Origin of the sequence: Aromatoleum tolulyticum, from assembly GCF_900156155.1 — a bacterium.
Lineage (GTDB): Bacteria > Pseudomonadota > Gammaproteobacteria > Burkholderiales > Rhodocyclaceae > Aromatoleum > Aromatoleum tolulyticum.
The window spans coordinates 284853-305946 of sequence record NZ_FTMD01000002.1 but is presented as its reverse complement, the minus strand read 5'-3'; the positions used below and the strand labels follow the sequence as shown (position 1 = coordinate 305946).

14 protein-coding genes are annotated in these 21094 nt (G+C 65.5%); 12 read left to right on the top strand and 2 right to left on the bottom strand.

Annotated elements, in window-relative coordinates; translation table 11 throughout:
• Positions 1-75 precede the first annotated feature (75 nt).
• The 5 genes from BW991_RS04035 (at position 76) to BW991_RS04015 (ending at position 7291) form a co-directional block, all read left to right on the top strand.
• Positions 76-1335 (top strand): acyl-CoA dehydrogenase family protein, encoded by a 1260-nt coding sequence (locus tag BW991_RS04035; RefSeq protein ID WP_076600797.1) that lies wholly within the window; start codon positions 76-78, stop codon positions 1333-1335.
• A 78-nt stretch (positions 1336-1413) separates the two neighbouring features.
• Positions 1414-4023, top strand: coding sequence for a molybdopterin-dependent oxidoreductase (locus BW991_RS04030; protein WP_139335893.1), 2610 nt, complete (start codon positions 1414-1416; stop codon positions 4021-4023).
• Positions 4024-4099: 76 nt separating this feature from the next.
• Positions 4100-4714: a 4Fe-4S dicluster domain-containing protein gene (locus BW991_RS04025; RefSeq protein WP_076600795.1), complete on the top strand. Its 615-nt coding sequence runs from the start codon at positions 4100-4102 to the stop codon at positions 4712-4714.
• 41 nt (positions 4715-4755) lie between these two features.
• A complete protein-coding gene (locus BW991_RS04020; protein ID WP_076600794.1) occupies positions 4756-5664 on the top strand; it encodes a DmsC/YnfH family molybdoenzyme membrane anchor subunit in 909 nt (302 codons plus the stop codon).
• 160 nt (positions 5665-5824) lie between these two features.
• Positions 5825-7291: an FAD-binding protein gene (locus BW991_RS04015; protein WP_076600793.1), complete on the top strand. Its 1467-nt coding sequence runs from the start codon at positions 5825-5827 to the stop codon at positions 7289-7291.
• A gap of 150 nt (positions 7292-7441) precedes the next feature.
• Here the strand turns inward: BW991_RS04015 and fdhD are convergent, their stop codons facing one another.
• A complete protein-coding gene (gene fdhD / locus BW991_RS04010; protein WP_076600792.1) occupies positions 7442-8332 on the bottom strand; it encodes a formate dehydrogenase accessory sulfurtransferase FdhD in 891 nt (296 codons plus the stop codon).
• Between the two features lie 355 nt (positions 8333-8687).
• Here fdhD and BW991_RS04005 point away from each other — a divergent pair, with 355 nt between their 5' ends.
• The 6 genes from BW991_RS04005 (at position 8688) to BW991_RS03980 (ending at position 17547) form a co-directional block, all read left to right on the top strand.
• Complete coding sequence (locus BW991_RS04005) at positions 8688-9419, top strand: SDR family NAD(P)-dependent oxidoreductase (RefSeq protein WP_076600997.1); 732 nt, start codon at positions 8688-8690, stop codon at positions 9417-9419.
• A 408-nt stretch (positions 9420-9827) separates the two neighbouring features.
• Positions 9828-11501 (top strand): DUF1302 domain-containing protein, encoded by a 1674-nt coding sequence (locus BW991_RS04000; protein WP_244551604.1) that lies wholly within the window; start codon positions 9828-9830, stop codon positions 11499-11501.
• 22 nt (positions 11502-11523) lie between these two features.
• The gene (locus BW991_RS03995) at positions 11524-12900 is read left to right on the top strand and encodes a DUF1329 domain-containing protein (protein ID WP_084204947.1); all 1377 of its coding nucleotides are present in this window, start codon (positions 11524-11526) and stop codon (positions 12898-12900) included.
• 223 nt (positions 12901-13123) lie between these two features.
• Positions 13124-14083 (top strand): WD40/YVTN/BNR-like repeat-containing protein, encoded by a 960-nt coding sequence (locus BW991_RS03990; RefSeq protein ID WP_244551603.1) that lies wholly within the window; start codon positions 13124-13126, stop codon positions 14081-14083.
• A 53-nt stretch (positions 14084-14136) separates the two neighbouring features.
• On the top strand, positions 14137-16629 hold the full coding sequence (locus BW991_RS03985) for an efflux RND transporter permease subunit (protein ID WP_076600790.1): 2493 nt from the start codon (positions 14137-14139) through the stop codon (positions 16627-16629).
• Between the two features lie 159 nt (positions 16630-16788).
• The gene (locus tag BW991_RS03980) at positions 16789-17547 is read left to right on the top strand and encodes an SDR family NAD(P)-dependent oxidoreductase (protein ID WP_076600789.1); all 759 of its coding nucleotides are present in this window, start codon (positions 16789-16791) and stop codon (positions 17545-17547) included.
• 281 nt (positions 17548-17828) lie between these two features.
• Here BW991_RS03980 and BW991_RS03975 read toward each other — a convergent pair whose 3' ends face one another.
• On the bottom strand, positions 17829-19988 hold the full coding sequence (locus BW991_RS03975) for a molybdopterin-containing oxidoreductase family protein (RefSeq protein WP_076600788.1): 2160 nt from the start codon (positions 19986-19988) through the stop codon (positions 17829-17831).
• A gap of 368 nt (positions 19989-20356) precedes the next feature.
• Between BW991_RS03975 and BW991_RS03970 the strand changes: the two genes are divergently transcribed.
• A complete protein-coding gene (locus tag BW991_RS03970; RefSeq protein WP_076600787.1) occupies positions 20357-21076 on the top strand; it encodes an SDR family oxidoreductase in 720 nt (239 codons plus the stop codon).
• The last annotated feature ends 18 nt before the right edge of the window (positions 21077-21094 follow it).

Sequence of the window (21094 nt, the reverse complement as noted above, 5' to 3'; positions counted from 1 at the left end):
GCGCGTATTCGAATGGCGGTTTCGCCGCCCACGCCGGGCCGGAGCTGCGTCATCAATTCACAGAGGTCGCCAGAAATGCATTTTGAGCAATCGAAGAAATCAATTGAGTGGATGGAGCGGGTCCGGACTTTCATGGACGAGCACATCTATCCGGCCATTCCGCTGTATCACCAGCAGGCAGCAAGCATCGACCGCTGGAAGGAGACGCCGCCGATCTTCGAGGAACTCAAGTCCAAGGCGCGCGCGGAAGGCTTGTGGAACATCTTCATGCCGCCGTCCGATCACGACGACGAGTTCTTCACGAGCATCGGCCTGACCAACGTCGAGTACGCCCCGATCGCGGAGCTGATGGGACGCGTGTCCTTCGGTTCCGAGGTGTTCAACTGCATGGCGCCGGACACCGGCAACTTCGAGGTGCTGCACCGCTACGGCACCAAGGACCAGAAGAAGCGCTTCATGGTGCCGCTGATGAACGGCGAGACGCGTTCCGCCTTCCTGATGACCGAGCCGAAGGTGGCATCGTCCGACGCGCGCAACATCCGCACCGAGATCCGCCGCGAAGGCGACGAGTATGTGATCAACGGCCACAAGTGGTGGTCGTCGGGCGCGGGTCATCCGCACTGTGCGTTCTTCATCGTGATGGGCAAGACCGATCCGAACGCGGAGACCTATCGCCAGCAGTCGATGATCCTGGTGCCGAGCGATGCGCCGGGGGTTGCCGTGGTGCGCCACCTCAACGTGTTCGGCTTCGACCACGCGCCGCACGGGCACTTCGAGGTGATCCTCGACAACGTCCGCGTGCCGGTGGAGAACCTGATCCTCGGCGAGGGCCGCGGCTTCGAGATCGCTCAGGGTCGTCTGGGGCCGGGCCGCATCCATCACTGCATGCGCAACATCGCCTCCGCCGAGGTCGCGCTGGAGAAGATGTGCATTCGCCTGATGTCGCGCGAGGCCTTCGGCAAGAAGATCAACGAGCACTCGGTGTGGGAGGAGCGCATCGCCCACGCGCGCATCGACATCGAGATGGTACGGCTGCTGTGCATGAAGGCGGCCTACATGATGGACACCGTCGGCAACAAGGCCGCGCGCGGCGAGATCGCGATGATCAAGGTGGTGGCGCCGCAGGTGGCCCAGCGCATCATCGACCTGGCGATCCAGGCGCACGGCGGCGGCGGCGTATCGCAGGATTTCGGGCTCGCCGAGCTGTACGCAAATACCCGGATCGTGCGATTGACCGATGGTCCGGATGAAGTGCATTGTCGGACGGTTGCGAAGCTCGAGTGCCGCAAGTACGAGGGGCGGGACTACGCGAGCATCAAGGCCTACTCGAAGTGACGGCGACGTAACGCGCAGGTGGCGGCGCGGGTGCGACCGTCACCGGCACGGATAACGATACGGTTGGAGGGACAGAGAGTGACAGCGTCGGTGAAAAGCGGTACGTGGGAGGATGTCGAGCTCAAGACGACCTGCTACGGTTGCCCGGCAGGCACTTGCGGCATGCTCGCACGTCGGGTCAATGGCATCGTCGTCGCCGTGCGCGGCGACCCGGAGGATCCCTTCAGTCAGGGCAAGCTGTGCGCGAAGGGCCAGGCGCAGCTGATGATGGCCTACAGCAAGCGGCGCGTGACCAAGCCGCTCAAGCGCACGAACCCCGAGAAGGGGATCGGGGTGGATCCGGGCTGGGTCGAGATCAGCTACGACGAAGCCGTCGCGATCACTGCGGAGAAGGTCAAGCATTGCCGGGAAGTCGATCCGGGCGGGCTGGTATTCGCGACTTCGGATTTCACGACGCTGCCGTGGTTCCTCCCTTCGCTGCTGATCTCCTTCGGCAGCTTCAATCACACCTCGGGTGGCCGCGCGTTCTGCGGCAACAACGTGCACCCGGTGCTGCAGCAGGTGCACGGCGGCTTCCACGTCGGCCCGGATTTCCACTTCTGCAACCACCTGATGCTGTTCGGTTCGAACAAGGGGGCGATGTCGAACTGGGCGGCAGTGACGGCGACCCTCGAAATGTCGCGCGCACGCCGGCGCGGCATGAAGCTGGTGGTGGTCGATCCGTGGTGCTCGAATGCGGCGTCGATCGCCGACGAGTGGGTGCCGATCCGTCCCGGCACCGACGGCGCGCTGGTCATGGCGATGATCAACGTCATGGTCAACGAGCTCGGCATGTACGACGTCGAGTTCGTGCGCAAGCTGAGCAACGGCCCCTACCTGATCCGCGACGTCGACGGGCATTACGCACGCGATCCGGCGACGGGCAAGCCGCAGCTGTGGGATACCGCCGACCAGAAGGCCAAGGTGTACGACGATCCGTCGCTCGCGGTACCGGCGCTGGAAGGCAGCTTCGTCGTCGACGGCGAGCCGTGCACGCCGTCCTTCCAGCTACTGAGGAAGCACCTCGTTAAGTTCACGCCGGAGAGCGCCGCCGAGATCACGACCGTGCCGGCGCACACGATCCGCCGGTTGGCGCGCGAGTTCGCGACCGCGGCCTCGGTCGGTTCGACGATCGAGATGGACGGTCACACGCTGCCGCTGCGTCCGGCCTGCGCGCACTGGTACAAGGGCATCAGCCAGCACTCACAGGGCTTCGAGCAGGGCCTGTCGATCGCGATGCTGAACACGATCGTCGGCGCGGTGGACGTGCCGGGCGGGTTGCTCGCCGACACGGTGTATGCGCATCACCCCGAGTTCGCCGAGAACAGCACCTGGATGGGCAACGGCTCGGGCATGCGCGAGCGCGACGGCCTGGTCGCCGCGGGCAAGATCGCGACCTACGGCGACTCGTTCCCGGCGCCTTTCCCGATGAAGGACGTGCCCAACCCGTACAACATGTCGGCGGACTCGCTGGCTGCGGTCGGTTCGTACAACAGCGGCCTGGTGAGCAAGGTCAGCGTGCTGGAGCCGAAGAAGTTCAACGACAAGGTGCCGCACAACCCGATGGTGTATGTGCAGGTGGTGTCGAACGACCTGCTCAACGAGGGCAACCCGAAGCAGCAGGCGGATTTCCACCGGAAATTCGGCTTCCAGCTGTCGATCGTGCCGAACATCGACGAGACCGCCGAGTTCGCGGACATCATCTTCCCGACGCAGACGCAGCTCGAGCGCCTCGACATGGGGGCGAACAACATCCCCGACACGATGGGTTCGACGGCGACCAACGAGTACTGCATCAACCTGCGCCAGCCGGTCGTGCCGACCGACTACAAGCACAACGTCGACATCTGGATCGACATCGCGGAGAAGGCGGGCTTCCTTCCGGCCTTCAACCAGACGGTCAACCAGTTCCTCGAACTGAAGGGCGAGTGGGCACTGGAAGCCGGCAAGAAGTATGACAACAAGGGTCTCATGGAGCGCTGGATCCGCTCGATGACCGCGGGCAAGCTCTCGCTCGAGGACGTCGCCAAGGAAGGGCGCATCCGCTGGGCAAAAACGGTGCAGGAGAAATACCCGCGTCCGTTCTACAAGAGCCGCATTCCCGTGTACTACGAGTACTTCCTCGAGGCGGGTGCGCGCGTCAAGGCGACGACCGACGCGCTCGGCATGGATTGGGACGTGTCGCGCTACAAGCCGCTGGCCGACTGGTATCCGGCACCGGGGCACGGCCGTGCCGAGAACGGCTACGAGCTCTTCGCGGTGAGCTACAAGTGGCCTTTCCTCACCAGCACCTTCTCGAACTTCAACCCTTGGCTCGCGGAGCTGGCGCAGTACCACCCCTACGTCGGCAAGATCATCCTCAACCGCAAGTACGCCGAATCGAAGGGCCTGCGTGACGGCGATCGCGTGGTGGCGGAAAACCTGCGCGGGCGGCGGGTGGAGGGCATCCTGCTGCTCAGCGAGTGCATCCATCCGGAGTGCGTGGGGATGGACCACAACGGCGGGAGCTGGGCGAAGAGCCTGCCGCCGCGGCGCAAGAACACCGGGCCTCACTTCGGCGAGCTGCTCGATTACGACATGAAGAATCTCGACATCATGGACGGCGCTTTCGAGGCCAGTCCGAAACTGCGGGTCACGCGCGTGGGCTGAGGCCCGCTGCGCGGCGACGACGACATAAAGAGATCGAGAAAACTATATCCCCACGGATTGCAGGAGGTTGGTACTGATGGCTCGACTGGGTATGGTCATTGACTTGAAGGTGTGTGTGGGTTGCCATGCGTGCACGGCCGCCTGCAAAGCCACCAACGGCACGCCGCCGGACATCTACTTCGCGCGCGTGCATGAACGGGAGGTCGGCGTCTTTCCGAATGCGCGCCGGGAGTTCCTGCCGGTGCTGTGCAACCACTGCGAAGATCCGCCGTGTGTGCCGGTGTGTCCCACGGGGGCGAGCTACAAGCGCGAGGACGGCATCGTCGCCGTCAAGAGCGACCTCTGCATCGGTTGCCGCAGCTGTGCGACGTCCTGCCCGTACGAGCACCGCCATTACGTGAAGCCGGGCATCCTGGAAACCGGTTACTTCAATGGTGAGCTCACCCTTTACGAAAAGGCGAAGTACAACCGCTGGGACTCAGGCACGGTCATCAAGTGCGACTTCTGCATGGATCGTGTCGACCAGGGCCTGCAGCCGGCGTGCGTCGAAACCTGCCCGGCCGAAGCCCGGATTTTCGGTGACCTCGCGGACCCGGAAAGCGCCCCGAGCAAGCTGCTGAGCGAGCGCGAGTCGTTCACGCTGCTGCCCGATGCCGGCACCAAGCCGAGCGTGCATTACCTCAAGGCCTGATGCGGCCTGCGCCAATCACCTGATCCAAGGGAATCGATGTCATGAGCCTTAAGTACCAGACCGGCGTTCGCTTCAACCATCATCTGGGCCCGCAGGAAACCCTGAGCTTCATGGGCGAGGGGGTCGGCGCGGCGCTGTTCGCGATCGCCTTCTTCACCGGGCAGTGGCTGCTCGCGGGGCCGGGCATCCTGTTCGTGATCGGCGCGGTCGTCGCGCTTCTCGGCCACCTCGGCAACCCGCAGCGCGCATGGCGGGCGGTGACACGGGTGGGCACGTCGTGGGTGAGCCGTGGCACGCTGTTCATCGGCGTCTTCGCCGGGCTCGCGATCCTCTCGGTCGCGGCGGGTTACCTCGGCATGACCGCATTGCAGGGGCCGCTGGCGCTCGCGGCGCTTGTCGTCGCGGTGCCGGTGATGGCCTACGCGGGCATGCTGCTGCGCTCGATGCGGGCGATCCGCCTGTGGCGCGGGCCCTTCGTCCCGCTCGCGTTCGTCGCGCACTCGCTGGCGACGGCGCTGGTTCTCGCGTGGGCAGTGATGCCGCTCCTCGCGGGCGCTGCGGCCGCGCCGTGGCTGCAGCCGGCGGCGATGGTGGCGCTCGTCGCCAGTGCGCTGGTGTCGGTGCTGCACCTCTTGCGCGCGGAACGCAGCGTGGGCGTGCGCGCGTCCTTCGAGCGGATGTTTTCGGGCGACCTGAAGACGAGCTTCCTCGTGGGCGGTTGCATATGCGGCATCGTCGTGCCGCTGGTCGTGATGGCGGTGCTGTCGACGCTTTCCGGCGGTGCGGCGACGGTGCTGATGCTTGCGGTTGCGCTGTGCCGGCTGTACGGCGACTTCGCCTACCGCAACGCGGTGGTGCTGGCCGGCGCCTACGAGCCGGTGATGCCGGACTGGCCGATGCGTTCCTTCACGCCGCCGACGGCGCCTGTCTGCAGCACGGCAGGGCACTGAGCGGCCGCAGACGACTGAATAGGCGGGCGCCGTCCGGCGACCCGCCGCTGTCTTTCGATATGGGTGATCCGGCGGCATCCGGAGGGGGCGGCGTCGTCCGAGGGCGGCGATCGGCTGCTGGCTGCCGCCCGTACGCCCGACAACACCGATGGAGGCATGGATGAAGGCAATTCCCGAAGTGATCGAATCGGCCCGCGTGGCGCATTGGGACGACAGGGCCGACGTGATCGTCGTCGGTTATGGCATCGCCGGCGCGTGCGCCGCCCTGGAGGCGAAGCGCGCGGGTGCGGACGTGCTGGTGGTGGAACGTGCGAGCGGTGGCGGCGGTGCGAGCGCGATGTCGTCGGGCATCTTCTATCTCGGGGGCGGAACGGCGGTGCAGAAGGCGGCCGGCTACGAGGACACGCCCGACGAGATGTACAAGTTCCTGATGGCGAGCACCCGGGCGCCCGACGCGGGGATGGTGCGGCGATTCTGCGACGGGTGCGTCGAGCACTTCGACTGGCTCGAAGCGCAGGGCGTGCAGTTCGAGCGCAGCTACTATCCGGGCAAGTCGGTGTTCCTGAACACGACGGAATGCCTGATGAGCACCGGCAGCGAGAAGGTGTGGCCGTTCCGCGACGTCGCGAAGCCGGCGCCGCGTGGCCACAAGGTTGCGCGGGCCGGTGACGACGCGGGTTCGCAGGCGATGGAGGCGCTGCTTGCGCGCTGCGCGGCGGAAGGGATCCGTGCGGCTTACGACAGCCAGGTCACGGGCCTGGTGATGGATGCGGACGGGCGCGTCGTCGGCGTGCGCGTGAAGCGTTCGGGCGAGGAGATCCACCTGCGCGCACGCCGCGGCGTGATCCTGTCCACCGGCGGCTTCAACCTCAACCGCGACATGCTCGAGGAATACGTGCCGCTGGTGACGGGCAATTCCGAGCCGCTGGGCATTCCCTACAACGACGGCGCCGGGATCAAGCTCGGCGCGTCGGCGGGCGGGGCGACGCAGGCGATGGGCGGGGTGATCGCGACGGCCTCGTTCTATCCGCCGGCGCAGCTGATCAAGGGCATTCTCGTGAATTCGCGCGGCGAGCGCTTCGTGGCCGAGGATTCGTATCACGGCCGCACCGCCGCGCACATCATCGAGCAGCCCGAGTACAAGGCCTACCTGATCCTCGATGCGGAGATCTTCGCCTATCCGGAACTCACCGACTATTCGCACCACACGCTGGTGGACGGCTGGGAGACCGTGGAGGAGATGGAGGTGGGGTTGAAGCTGCCGGAGGGATCGCTGCAGCGCACGCTCGCGGAGTACAACCGCCATGCGGAGAACGGCGAGGATCCGCTGTTCTACAAGCATCCCGAGTGGGTCAAGCCGCTGAACGTCGGCCCGTATGCGGCGTTCGACGTGTCGTTCAACAAGTCGACCTATCTCTTCATCACGCTCGGCGGATTGAAGACGAACGCCGACGGCGAGGTGCTGACGCCGCTCGGCCGGACCGTTGCGGGCCTGTACGCGGCGGGGGCGTGCGTGTCGAGCATTCCACAGGACGGCGAGGGCTACGCGAGCGGGCTGAGCCTTGGGCCCGGGTCGTTCTTCGGTCGCTGCGCCGGACGGCGCGCGGCGGCGGCAACGCCCGTCTGAGTCGCAGCACGGTCGCTCCCTCCCCTTCAAGGGGAGGGTTGGGGTGGGGATGGGTTTAGCAGCTCCGGCAGAAACCCATCCCCCTCCTAACCTCCCCCTTGAAGGGGGAGGAACAATGGACCTTCGGCGGCGGCTGGGGCTGCCCGTGCTTCAGTCGATGATGCGCTGCGGATGCGCGTAGACCATCGCCCGGTCGTCACGGACGAAACCGCACAGCGTGAGGCCGTGGCGCTGCGCGAGTTCGATCGCGAGGGATGAAGGTGCGGAGATCGCGGCCAGCACCTCGAGTCCGGCGCGCACCGCCTTGGCGGCCATCTCGTAGCTCACGCGGCTGGAGATGAAGGCCCCGCAGCCGGCGAAACTCCGCCCGGCGAGGAGGTGGCGGCCGATCACCTTGTCGAGCGCGTTGTGGCGGCCGAGGTCCTCCGCGACTGCGAGCAGCTGCAGGTCCGGCCCGAAGAGGGTCGCACCGTGCGTCCCGCCGGTAGCGCCGAAGACGCGCTGGCGATCCTGCATCGCCGTGCGGATGGTCGCGAGATCTGCGATCCGCAGTCGCAGGTTGCCGACTGGCGGGGCCGTGCAGGTGACGCCATCGAAGAGTTGCTCACGGCCGCCGCACACCCCGCAGGAGCTATTCACGACGACATTGCGGCGGCGCACGTTGGCCTCGTCGGGATGCGTCAGGCGCAGGTTAACGACGTCCGGACGCTCGTGGCAGATCCACATCGCCGCGATGTCGGACAGGCTGTCGATGATCCCCTCGGTGAAGGCGAAGCCCGCGGCCAGTGCCAGCGCCTCGGGGATGTTGCCGTCGGCGAGGACGCCGTCCTGGGCCGTGTAGCCGACGTCGCCCGGGGGTTCGTCGGTCGGCGTCCACATCAGGGAATACGCCCCGATACCCTCGACCTCGATGGTCAGTACATCCTCGCGCACGACCTGGCATTCCGGAATCGTGCGCCGTCCGCCTTCGCCCGAATGGTGCTCGGCAGCCGCAGGGGTGACGCCGAATTGGCGCGGAAGGTGATCTCGCGGGACGTTCATGGGCTCGACTCCAGCGCAATAGATTTGGTGCGTCAATCGCAGCCGGCATGAGGGCGGCTGGTTGAATTCATCTTATCACCAATAGCCGACCGACTGGTCGGGCGCAATGGGTCTTTTTTGTTCGGAGAAATTCGCTCGCGTGCAAAATTGCGGAAAAAACTGCATTGACAACCGACCGGACGGTCGGTACCGTTATCCCCGCTCTGCACAGTCCCATCGGCAGGCAGATTTGCACCGGTACGCAGGGGGCAGGCGGCGCAGGGCTTGCCAATGTCGGGACTCTACAAGAACAGGAGGAGTGACGACAATGGGAGAGTCGGGCGACTGCCTCCGCCATCCGAATGAGGGGATTTCGATGCAATTCGATGATCTGAAGGGCAAGGTGGTCGTCGTGACCGGGGGCAACTCCGGCATGGGGCGTGCGATGGTGATCGGATTCGCGGCGCAGGGCGCCCGGGTCGTGGTTGGGGATCGCGCGGTCGAGCCGGAGCCGTTCAAGGACGCGGCCATCGTGTATCACCAGTGCGATGTGTCGAAGGCGCAGGACGTGAAGGAGCTCGTTGCGGTCGCGACCTCGCGCTTCGGCCGGCTCGACGTCCTCGTCAATAACGCCGGCATCAACGGCCCGCTGATGCCGCTCGCGGAGCTGCAGGACGAGGCCATCGACGCGGTGCTCGGCGTGAATCTCAAGGGCACGCTGTATGGCCTGAGGTACGGCCTGCAGGCGATGGTCGGGCAGGGGGCGGGCGTGATCATCAATATCGCGTCGGTGCAGGGCTTGCGGCCGATCTACGCCGGTGCCGCGATCTACGCCGCGAGCAAGGCGGCGGTGGTGTCGCTGACCCGTTCGGCCGCGCACGAATACGGGCAGTACGGCATCCGTGTGATCGGGGTCGCGCCCGGCCCGATCGATACACCGATGCTGCGCGCGGCCGACGCGACGATGAGCATCGTCAACGCGGTACCGCTGCACCGCATCGGCACGCCGCAGGAGTTGGCCAATGCGGTGCTGTGGCTCGCGAGCGATGCGGCGTCCTATGTGTCGGGCTGCGTGCTGACGGTCGACGGCGCCTTCTTGGCGGCGTAGCGGTATCCGGGGCAGCGGATCGACGGCCGCCCGCAGGGTCGCCTGAAGGCCCATTGATGAATGAGGCGGGCCCGGGATGCGCGCGCCGTTCCACATTTATCCCCTGAAAGCCGTGTCACGCAAGGGTTTCAAGCGTTTTGAAAATCGGTGACAAGATGTTCTTGACACCCGACCGGTCGGTCGATATTCTACTTTCGAACGCGGTCACCCAACTATCCGGAAATGTCACTCCGCCTGGGTGGTGCGGAATCCCCAAGAAGGCGGGTAAGTCTTCGCAAGGCATCGACCGGCCGGTTGGACCGGTCCTCGCGACACCTGCATACCGTGCTCGCGAAGCAAAGCCGGCAAGAGACTTCAGGAGTTGTTGGTTGAAAACAAATGAAGCGCAACTCAAAGGAGGAGTTGGAAGTGAACCGAAATCGCAAATACCGGATCATTCCGCGGCGGATCGCACAGGGGGTGGCTGCCGCGGCCCTGTGCAGCGGCGCCGCGCACGCGTTCGAAATTCCGACCGGAAACGAAAATCTCAACGTTCGCTGGGACAATACCGTCAAGTACAACGCCGGCTGGCGGATCGATGAGCGTGATCGCAAGCTCGGCGATTCCTGGGGCATGCAGGGGGGCGAGCACCGCTTCGACCAGGGCGAGATGGTCACCAATCGTGTCGACCTGCTGTCCGAATTCGACTTCATCTACAACAAGCACCACGGCTTCCGCGTTTCCGGGGCGGCGTGGTACGACGCCGCCTATGACCGCGACGTCGAAGGCAATCCCGCGTATCAGCGCGCGGGCCTCGGTACCGCGTTTCCGCGCAATCGCCTGACCGACTCGGTGGCGCGCCCGTACACCAGTTCGGGTGAGATCCTCGATGCCTTCGTGTTCGGGCGCCTCGAGGTGGGCGGGCGGCCGATCGACATGAAGGCGGGGCGTCACACCGTCTATTGGGGTGAATCCCTGTTCTCGCCGATCCACGGCGTTTCGTACTCCCAGGGGCCGGTCGATTTCCGCAAGGCCCTTGCGACGCCGGGCTCCGAAGCGAAGGAACTGTTCCTCCCGCTCAACCAGCTTTCGTTCGCGGCGCAGGTGACCGACAAGCTGTCGATCGCCGGTCAGTACTTCCTCGAGTGGAAGCCCTACCGGCTGGCCGAGGGCAGCACCTACTTCAACACCTTCGACCCGCTGTTCCAGCGCGGTACCAATTTTCTGGGGATTCCGTACCACGGAAACCTGAAATCCGGTCCGCACGAAATTCCGGACGACACCGGCAGCTGGGGCATCAATGCCAAGCTGGCAACCGATCTCGGCACGTTCGGCGTTTACTATCGCCGCTTCGACGACAAGCTTCCGGCGGTGCTGAGCACCGGGGGAACCTTCGGCGAACTGCACAACGCCTACGCCGAGGACGTCAAGCTGATCGGCGTGAGCATGTCCACACTGGTCGGCGGTACGGCGATCGGCGCGGAAATCGTGCATCGCAAGGATACTGCGCTGAACACCGCCTTCGGTTCGCCGGAAATCGCGCGCGGCGACACGTGGCATGCGCTTGCGAACGCGATCGCGTACATCGGCAAGACATCGGTGTTCGATTCGGCAACCCTGCTGGCGGAACTTACCTACAGCCGTCTTCAGAGCCTCGACAGCAAGACCAAGGCGTTCTACGCCGGTGTCGGCCACGCGTGCGCCGACTCGTTCGGTGGTCGCGGCGGCCGGGACGACGGTTGCTCGACGCGTGATGCCTGGGGCTTCGGCATGACCTTCACGCCGACGTGGTTCTCCGCCCTGCCGCAGACGGACATCACCATGCCGATCCACTTCGACACGGGCATCAGCGGCAACTCGCCCGTTCCGGCCGGGGGTAACGAGGGCAACGGTAGCTGGAGCGTAGGCGTCGGTTTCGATTATCAGGCCCGCTACAAGCTCGATATCGCCTACACGGACTACTTCGGCAGTTACAACAAGGGCCCGAACCCGCTCGCCTTCGTCCCGGGGATCAGCCCCGTCGTGATGGGTACCGCGAGCGGCGGCATGGCGCCGCTGCATGACCGCGGCTGGCTGTCCGTCACGTTCAAGACCACATTCTGAAGATCGACTGGAGATACCTGAAATGATGCTCCGTTCCAAAATTACCTTGCTGGCCGCACTGGTCGCCGCGTACGCCGGCGGGGCCGTCGCTGCCGTAACCGCCGAAGAGGCGAAGCAACTTGGTACCACCCTGCTGCCGTGGGGCGCGGAAAAGGCCGGCAACAAGGACGGCACGATTCCGGAGTGGACCGGCCCGGTAAAGGCCGCCAACTACGACCCGAAGGTGCCCGGCGCGCGTCCCGATCCGTTCGCAAACGAGAAGCCGGTGCTCGTCATCGACGGGAAGAACGTGGACAAGCACGCCGACAAACTCTCCGAAGGCATCAAGGCGATGCTGAAGAAGTACCCCACGTACCGTCTCGACGTCTATCCGACCCACCGTACGGCGAACTACCCGAAGCTCTTCCAGGACAACGCGATCAAGAACGCCACCGCCTGCAAGACGATGGACAAGGAACTCAAGCTCGACGGCTGCTATGCCGGAACGCCGTTCCCGATTCCGAAGACCGGCAACGAGGTGATGTGGAATCGTCTGCTCAAGTACGACAATCATGTGACCGACATCAAGGGTCTTGCCAGCTATCTGGTCGATCCGCAGGGCAACAAGACGGTTGCGGGTGTCTATGACTTCACCGCCTACTATCCGATCTTCGACCCGAAGAAGACGTCCGTGATCGGTCCCAAGGATCCGTACGAGAAGATCCGCATCGACTACTGGAATCCGGCTCGCAAGGCGGGTGAGAAGCTGGTGATTCACGACAATGTGGATATGGTCGACATCGGCCGTCAGGCCTGGTCGTACCTGCCCGGACAGCGGCGCGTGAAGCTGTCGCCCGACGTCGCCTACGACACGCCCAGCCCGACCGGCGGTAGCGCGGCGACGGTGGACGATTCGGCGGTGTTCTACGGCGCGCTCGATCGCTACGACTTCAAGCTGATCGGCAAGAAGGAGATGTACATCCCCTACAACGCCTACAAGGCGCGTGACCTTTCGGTATGCCCGCCGGATACGGTGAACACCAAGCTGCACCTCAATCCGGATTGCATGCGCTGGGAACTGCACCGCGTATGGGTGGTGGAAGCCAACGTCAAGCCGGGCCTGCGCCACATGTATCCGAAGCGCGTCTTCTACTGGGACGAGGATCTGCCGGGGGTCGGCATCGCCGACAACTACGACGTGGCGGGCCAGTTGTACCGGACGACCCACTCCATCCCCATCACCTTCTACGAGGCGCAGGGGCAGGGGCATGCGACCGACCAGTTCGTGACGTATGACCTCACCAACGGGTACTACGGCCACCAGATGTATGCCACCGACGCCAAGGGTTGGGAGGTCGTGGCGCCGAAGCCGGAGCACTTCTTCTCGCCCGAGGCGCTGGCGGGGTCCGGCGTACGATAAGGGCTGTCCGCCGGGCGACGCCTGCAGGGGGCGCCCGGCGGAAGATCGGGACAGGATGGCGGAGACGCAGGTTTTCTCCGTCGATTCATGCGCGATGTAACCGGAAGGGGAAAGCCGTATGGTCAACCGGCGTACTTTCATGCTGCAGGCCCTTGGTACAGCTGCCATGGCTGCAGCGCCACGCTGGGTGGGGGCATTCGTTCACCCGATCGACGAGCCGGCCATGCGCAGCCGTCTGGCGGCGCGCAGCCCGCTGCTGGCGGTGACGGATGCCGGACGGCGTTTCGTCGCCGTCGGTATTCGCGGGCAGGCGGTGCTGTCCGATGACGGCGGGCGCACATGGGCGCAGGCGACGGTTCCCGTCAGCAGCGATCTCGTGGCGGTGTCGTTTCCGACCGAAAAAACCGGCTGGGCCGTCGGTCACGGCGGGGTGGTGCTCAAGTCCACCGATGGCGGAGCGACGTGGGTCAAACAGTTCGACGGCCGGCACGCCTCCGAGGTAGCAGTCGGCTATTTCGAGAAACGCGGTGCTGACGATGCGGCCGCGCAGCAATTGCTCGCCGACGAGAAATCCCTCGTCGATGCGGGCGGCACGCAGCCCTTCCTCGACGTGTACTTCATCAACGAGCAGACCGGCTTCGTCGTCGGCACGTTCAACCGCATCTTCCGCACCGATGACGGCGGCACCACGTGGGTGCCGTGGATGGACCGCACGGATAATCCCAAGGGATTGCACTTCAATGCCATTGCCGGAAGCGGCGGGAACATCTACCTCGCCGGCGAGCAGGGCATGGTGTGGCGCCTCGGACCCGACAGCAAGCGCTTTGTCGCCCTGCCGACACCCTACAGCGGCACGCTGTTCGGTCTGCTGCCGATCTCGCCGACGACGCTGCTGACCTTCGGCATGCGCGGCAGCGTGTTCCGCAGCGAGGATGCGGGGGGGGCGTGGAAGCGCGTCGAGATGGCGAGCCTTGCCGGCGTGACCTCGGGCGCGGTCCTGCCCGACGGCATGGTCGTGCTGGTCACGCAGGCGGGAACGATGGAGGTCAGCCGTGACCAGGGGCGCAAGTTCACGCCGGTCAAACCGGCTCAGCCGATGTCGTATTTCGGTGTGTCGGCCGGCGCCAACGGCCAGGTGATGCTGGCGGGCGCCGAGGGTATGCGTGTCGAGACGGTGCGCTAGACGCCGCCTACGGGCGGAAGAACTGCCATAACAGTACCAGGAAGCGAGGAGTCATGAGCGAGTCGCAAGCACTGCAGGTCATATCCGACCCGAAGGATTTCGACGACAAGTCGGGCAATATCGTCGAACGCCTGATCTTCAACCACCGGCTGGTTCTCGTTGCCATCTGCGTGTTGCTGACAGGATTCTTCGCCTTTCAGATGCGCGGGTTGGTGGTCAGTGCGAGCTTCGACAAGATGCTCCCGCAGAGCCATCCCTATATCAAGAACTACATCGAGAACCGCGGCCAGTTGCGGGGCCTGGGGGATTCGGTGCGGGTCGTCGTGGAGAACACCTCGGGCGACATCTACGATCCCGAATTCCTCGCCACGTTCGCGAAGATCAACGACGAAATCCTCGTCTTGCCGGGGGTGGACCGCGCGTGGATGAAATCGATCTTCACGCCGGTGGTGCGCTGGATCGAAGTCACCGAGGAAGGTTTCAAGGGTGGCCCGGTGCTGCCCACCGATTACAACGGCAGCGTGAAGTCGATCGACGACCTGCGCATCAACGTCGGCCGCGCCGGCGTGGCCGGCACCCTGGTGTCCAACGACTACAGCTCCAGCATGATCGTCGTGCCGCTGCTGCCGGTCGATGCCGCCGGCAACCCGCTCGACTACCACAAGCTGTCGGCCGCGCTGGAAAACATCCGCACCAAGTACACGCAGGCCGCCGACGGCTCCCAGCCGAAGATGCGCATGTACATCATCGGCTTCGCCAAGATGGCCGGCGACCTGATCGACGGTCTGCAGAAGGTGATGACCTTCTTCCTGCTCGCGGCGGCGGTGGCGGCGGTGGTCATCTATATGTTTACCCGCTGCGTGCGCAGCACCGTGCTCGTGCTTGCGTGTTCCCTTATCGCGGTGATCTGGCAGCTGGGCAGCCTGGTGTCGCTCGGCCACGGCCTCGATCCGTTCTCGATCCTCGTGCCATTCCTCGTCTTTGCGATCGGCGTCAGCCACGGCGCGCAGAAGATGAACGGCATCATGCAGGATGTCGGACGCGGCACGCACAAGTGGGTCGCCGCGCGCTACACCTTCCGTCGCCTCTTCATGGCCGGCGTCACCGCGCTGCTCGCGGACGTCGTCGGCTTCGCGGTGCTGATGGTGATCGACATTCCGGTGATCCGCGAACTGGCGATGACCGCAAGCCTGGGCGTCGGCGTGCTGATCTTCACCAACCTGATCCTGCTGCCGGTACTGCTGTCCTACGTCGGCGTCAGCCCCGCCGCGGCGGCGCGCAGCCTTGCCGAGGAGAACGATGAGGAGAAGGGCCGCGGTATCGGTGTCGTCTGGCGGCTGCTCGACAAGTTCACCGAACGTCGCTGGGCGACGGTTGCGGTGGCCGTCAGCGTGGTGCTCGGTGTGCTCGGCTACTACGGCTCGCTCGACCTGAAGGTCGGCGACCTCGATGCCGGCGCGCCGGAACTTCGTCCCGATTCCCGCTACAACCGTGACAACGCCTTCATTACCGGCAATTACCGCATTTCCAGCGACGTGTTCGCCGTGATGGTGAAGACGCCGCCCGACATGTGCCGCGACTGGCAGAACATCGCCGAGATCGACCGCCTGAGCTGGACGCTCGAGCAGGTGCCGGGCGTGCAGCGTTCTACGTCGCTCGCCGACACGGTGCGCTCGTACATCGCCGGTTCGTCGGAAGGCAATCCGAAGTGGTTCACGGTCGCCGACACGCAATCGATCGTCGACGCGCAGATCAACAACGCGCTGGCGTGGAACTCGGAGTTCCTCAACAACCTCTGTTCGCTGAGTCCGGTGCTGGCCTACCTGGCAGACCACAAGGCGGAAACGCTCGACGCGGTGGTGGAGGCGGCGAGTGCATTTGCGGCGAAGCACGACACGGACGAGCGCAAGTTCCTGCTCGCCGCCGGCAGTTCCGGTATCGATGCGGCGACCAACATCGTCGTGCGCGAGGCCAACCGGACGATGCTGCTCTACGTCTATGCGTCGGTGGTGCTGTTGTGCGCAATCGCCTTCCGCAGCTGGCGTGCGGTCGTGGTCGCGGTCCTGCCGCTGATCCTCACCTCGGTGCTGGCGGAGGCTCTGATGGTGAAGCTGGGGATCGGCGTCAAGGTCGCGACCTTGCCGGTGGTGGCGCTGGGCGTGGGCATCGGCGTCGATTACGCGCTCTACCTGCTGAGCGTGCAGCTCGCGCAGCAACGGCTCGGCTACTCGCTGGGCGAAGCCTACCGGCGCGCGGTCGCCTTCACCGGCAAGGTGGTGGCGCTGGTGGGTGTCACGCTCGCCGCAGGGGTCGTCACCTGGGCGTGGTCGCCGATCAAGTTCCAGGCCGACATGGGCATCCTCCTGACCTTCATGTTCCTGTGGAACATGCTCGGCGCGCTGATCCTGATTCCCGCGCTGTCGCACTTCCTGCTGCAGGGCGAGACCCGCGGCAGGGTGACGCGGCCGGACGAGGCGACCCTGCCGGATGAAGCGCCCCTGCGCAAAGAGGCGACCGTGCGCAAAGAGGCGTTGGCCGACGTCTGACGCGATCCATGACGGCCCCGCGGCGGCTCGTGCCGCCCCGGGGCCGCGCCGTCGCGGCAGGTCCTGTCCGCAGGCGCAGGCTGCACAGCCCCGAAAGCAGGCACCGCCGGACCGCGGGTCCGGTGGGCACGACAACGAGAATCATCAAGGAGACCACTGATGGCCGGGCAATTCGAGGGGAAGGTCGTACTGATTACCGGGGCCGGTACCGGCATCGGTTACGCAACGGCGCTGGCGTTCGGGCGCGAGGGCGCACGGGTCGCCGTTGCCGACATCGCGGAAAAGGAAGGCCGTGAAGCCGCGGCGCAGATCGAGGCGGCGGGCGGTGTCGCGCGCTTCTTCAAGGTGGATGTCACCAGTGCGGCCCAGGTTGAAGGCATGATCGCCCAGGTCGTCGAAACCTGGGGGCGCCTCGACGTCATCCACAACAACGCCGGCATCGTGTGCGAGTCCGCGCCGATCACCGAAATGCCGGAGGCCGATTTCGACCGCGTCACCGCGGTCAATCAGAAGGGCGTCTGGTTGTGCATGAAATATGCCATCGCCCAGATGCTGCGGCAGGGCGGCGGCGTGGTGATCAATACCGCGTCGGCGCTGAGCTTCCATGTGCTGGCCGGATCCTCCGCCTACGTCGCGAGCAAGCACGCGGTGGCGGGACTGACCAAGACCTGTGCGGTGGAGTACGGTGGCCGGAATATCCGCATCAACGCGGTTTGCCCGGGTGTCATCAAGACCCCCTTGCTGGAACTCCGTCCCAACGCCGCCGAGCTCGAGCAGAGCCTCCTCGCGCTGCATCCCATCGGTCGTCTCGGCAGCGGCAATGACATCGCCGAGTGCGTGCTGTGGCTCGCCAGCGACAAGGCGGCGTTCGTGCACGGGGCGATGATTTCGGTCGACGGTGGCTGGGGCGCGCTCTAGGCCGCGCCCGACGGGCGGTGTCGGTTCACGGGGCGCCGCAGCCCGCATCGGCCGGAAGGCTTTGCGCCGCGCGCCAGCACGGTTCGCCTTGTCGGACGTCCGCCCGCCACGATTCAATCTTGATGGTTTGCAGACCTTGCGGAGGTAGAGACATGGGCGGCGTTGGCAAGCACGATGTGAGCACATCACCGGCGAGCCGTTCCGTGCCCGCTTGACCGGCCGGGTGTCCCCTCGAGCCGGTATCGGGGGGCTTCCTAGATGGATGCCCCCGATGTGACGGGTCAGTGCACGCGCGCCGCCGGCATCACACTTACCGGCACCGCCGACATCAGCGCGAGCCCGGTCACCGGATCGAAGCGGTAGTCGTCGGCGATCAGGCGCTGCACGTTGATCCCCTTTTCGCGCGCGCCGCCGGGTTCGGATGGATCGCCCCAGCCGTGGGCGATGCCGATCACCCCGCGCGGCAGTTCCGCCGCTGCCGCGACGAGGCCCTCCAGGCTGCCGAAACCGCTCGTCACCACCACCGGATCACCGTCGGCCAGGTCGAGCGCGGTCATGTCTTCGGCGTGCATCAGAACGGGGTTGTAGGGGATGCGGCGGCGCAGGTCGGGCAGGTTCTGCCCCTGGGTGCAGTACACGTCGTCCTCGCGGTAGGTGATCATGCGGAAGGCGTGGTTCTCGCCCGGCTCGTAGCCGCCGCCTTCGCCCCAGAATTCGGCACGTACCTCGCGCAACTCATCGATCACTTCCGGATGGGCGAGCGCGAAGCGCTTGTCGGGGTTGCCTATCATGTTCGGCAGGATGTGCCCGACGCGTGTTTCCCGCTCGCCCCACACGTGCCCTTCGGGATACTTGCGAATCTCGTCGAGGGGGATGCGCGAACCGGCGTTGAGGCCGTTCAACATCTCGTCGGCGGTGGGCTTGCGTTCCATCGAGACGCCGGGGATGCCGAGGTCGACGCCGAGCTGGCGCGCGAGGTCCCAGAAGATCTCGAACTCCTGGAACAAGCCCTCCGGTGGCTGCACCAGCGGCGCCGTGTATTGCGAGAACGGGAAGGGGAAGAAGGCGTCCATCAGGCGCGGCATGTCGGTGCGCTCGTACGGGTGCCGGCAGGCCAGCACGTAATCGGCGAAGCGCGCCGTGGCCGACATGAAGAGCTCGTTGACGACAAGCAGGTCGAGGCTCTTGAGCGCCTTGACGGTTGCATCCTCGTCGGGGAACACCAGCGCCGGATTCCCCCCGTGCACGATCAGGGCGCGAATCTGCCCCTTGCCCGGGGTCAGGATCTCGTCGGTGAGGCAGTTGGCCGGCATCTCCTCGGTGCCCAGCCAGTTGGTCAGGGCGCGGATGCCGCGCACCCGCGAGACGGGGCCGGGGAAGAGCGGCAGGGGGATCGGCTCGGGATTTTCCGGCAACGCCGGCGACAGCACGCCCGGCATCGCGACCATCCCGCCGCGGCGGTCGTAACGCCCGCACAGCGCATTCAGCGTCATCACCAGCTGGGTGGTGAGGTTCTGGTGGCGCGCCATGTGCAGGCCAGTGCCGCTGGTCGCCGCGCCGCTGCCCGCCGAGGCGAAGGTCACGGCCGCTTCCTCGATAAGTTCCGCGGGGACGCCCGTGCGGCGCGCAGCATAGTCCAGGTCGAACGGCGCCACCGCGCGGTGCAGTTCGTCGAGGCCGCTGCCGAAGCGTGCGACGTAGTCCTGGTCATGCAGTTTGCGGTCGAGGATGAGCTTGATCAGCGCGGCGAGCAGCGTGGCGTCCTCGCCCGGCTTGACCTGCAGGTGGATATCGGCCACGCGCGCCACCTCGCAGCGCCGCGGGTCGATCACGATCAGCTTCATGCCGCGCTTGCGCGCGTCGCGCAGCCGCTTCGACGGGTTCGACTGCGGCATCGTCATCAGGTGCGACACCACCGGGTTGGTCGCGACGAACATCGCTACGCCGGCGTGTTCGATGTCGAACAGGCTGAACGGCATCAGCGATCCCCACAGGCGCTGCATCGCGACGACGAGGCTGGGCGAATCCACGGTGTAGGAGGTGTAGAAGCCGCGCGAGCCGATGGCATCGAGCCACTTGCGGATGAACCACGGGCCGGACGCCGACATGCGGTGGCCGGCGTCGCCGGTGTACACCGCGACGGCCTCCGGTCCGTGGCGTGCGATGATGTCGCGCAGCTTCGCCGCAACCTCGTCGAGGGCCTGTTGCGGTGCGATGTCCGCAAAGCCGTCGCCGACCCGTTTCTTGCTGGAGAGCAGCCGCTCGGGGTGATACAGGCGTTCCGCTTCCGCCCGGCCCTTGGGGCAGGTGTAGCCCTGGGAAACGGGATTGTCGCGATCCGGCCGCACCCCGACGACGCGATTCGCATCGGTGTCGACGTCGACCTGGATGCCGCAAAATACATGGCAGAAGCGGCAAAAGGATTTTCGTGTCTCGATCATGCGGCGGTCTCCTTGGGTGGATCGGCGGTGCATGGAGCATCACGGAGCGCAGGCGTTCCGCGCGTTCAGGCCACGTGCGGAGGGAACACCGTCTGCCCCGTCCAGAAGCTGTCTCTGCTGCTCCGAAGGGTTCTCGGAAAGACACGAATCCCAAGTTGCGCTTAAGGGTACAGACCGACCGGTCGGACGTCAAGCTGCCGCGAGGCATTTACAGAAAAAACAGACTATCCCGTTTCTTGTGCACTGCAAAGGCGAATCCTGTGGACGTCCGACCGGACGGTCGGATATTCTGTACATCGAATCCCGGAACCGGGCAGCGTTCGCAATCCGTCGCCGGGCACACGCGAGAAACCACACGGGGGCAGCAAATGGGACGTGTCAGCGGCAAGGTGGCAATCATCACGGGAGGCGCTTCGGGACTGGGCCGGGCGGATGCGGTCGTGCTTGCGCGGGAAGGCGCGAAAGTCGTCGTCACCGATGTCAGCGAGGAAGCCGGGCGCGCACTCGCGCGCGAACTGGACTGCGACTTCCTGCGTCATGACGTGCGCAGCGAGGCCGACTGGCAGGCGGTCGCGGCGCACACCCTCGACCGCTACGGCCACCTCGACATTCTCGTCAACAATGCCGGCATCGTCGTGCCGGCAGACATCGAGACCGCCACGCTGGAGCAGTACCGCCTGCTCAACGCGATCCATGCCGAGGGCACCTTCCTCGGCTGCAAACAGGCCATCGCCGCGATGAAGGCGCGTGGCGGTTCGATCATCAACATCTCGTCGCTGTCGGCCATCCGCGGTTTTCCGGGCGTCATTACCTATGCGGCGGCCAAGGGCGCCATCGCGGCGATGACGCATACCATCGCCGCGCATTGCCGCGACAAGAACTACCCGGTGCGCTGCAACGCGATCCTTCCCGGCATGATCTCCACGCCCCTGCTCGAAGCGGTGACCGGAGCGGGCGTTCCCGGCATCGGTCAGCCCGAGGACGTCGCCAACATGGTGCTGTTCCTCGCCTCCGACGAGTCGCGCCACGTCAATGGCGCCCAGATCGTGCTCGACAACGCGTCGAGCGTCATCGGCGGTGCGGCTTGAGCCGGATCGCGGACCATC

Bases quoted from the DNA above. Each gene is read 5' to 3' on its own strand.
- BW991_RS04035 (WP_076600797.1), top strand. From the start codon at position 76: ATGCATTTTGAGCAATCGAAGAAATCAATTGAGTGGATGGAGCGGGTC.
- BW991_RS04025 (WP_076600795.1), top strand. From the start codon at position 4,100: ATGGCTCGACTGGGTATGGTCATTGACTTGAAGGTGTGTGTGGGTTGC.
- BW991_RS04020 (WP_076600794.1), top strand. From the start codon at position 4,756: ATGAGCCTTAAGTACCAGACCGGCGTTCGCTTCAACCATCATCTGGGC.
- BW991_RS04015 (WP_076600793.1), top strand. From the start codon at position 5,825: ATGAAGGCAATTCCCGAAGTGATCGAATCGGCCCGCGTGGCGCATTGG.
- fdhD (WP_076600792.1), bottom strand. From the start codon at position 8,332: ATGAACGTCCCGCGAGATCACCTTCCGCGCCAATTCGGCGTCACCCCT.
- BW991_RS04005 (WP_076600997.1), top strand. From the start codon at position 8,688: ATGCAATTCGATGATCTGAAGGGCAAGGTGGTCGTCGTGACCGGGGGC.
- BW991_RS03995 (WP_084204947.1), top strand. From the start codon at position 11,524: ATGATGCTCCGTTCCAAAATTACCTTGCTGGCCGCACTGGTCGCCGCG.
- BW991_RS03990 (WP_244551603.1), top strand. From the start codon at position 13,124: ATGCGCAGCCGTCTGGCGGCGCGCAGCCCGCTGCTGGCGGTGACGGAT.
- BW991_RS03985 (WP_076600790.1), top strand. From the start codon at position 14,137: ATGAGCGAGTCGCAAGCACTGCAGGTCATATCCGACCCGAAGGATTTC.
- BW991_RS03980 (WP_076600789.1), top strand. From the start codon at position 16,789: ATGGCCGGGCAATTCGAGGGGAAGGTCGTACTGATTACCGGGGCCGGT.
- BW991_RS03975 (WP_076600788.1), bottom strand. From the start codon at position 19,988: ATGATCGAGACACGAAAATCCTTTTGCCGCTTCTGCCATGTATTTTGC.
- BW991_RS03970 (WP_076600787.1), top strand. From the start codon at position 20,357: ATGGGACGTGTCAGCGGCAAGGTGGCAATCATCACGGGAGGCGCTTCG.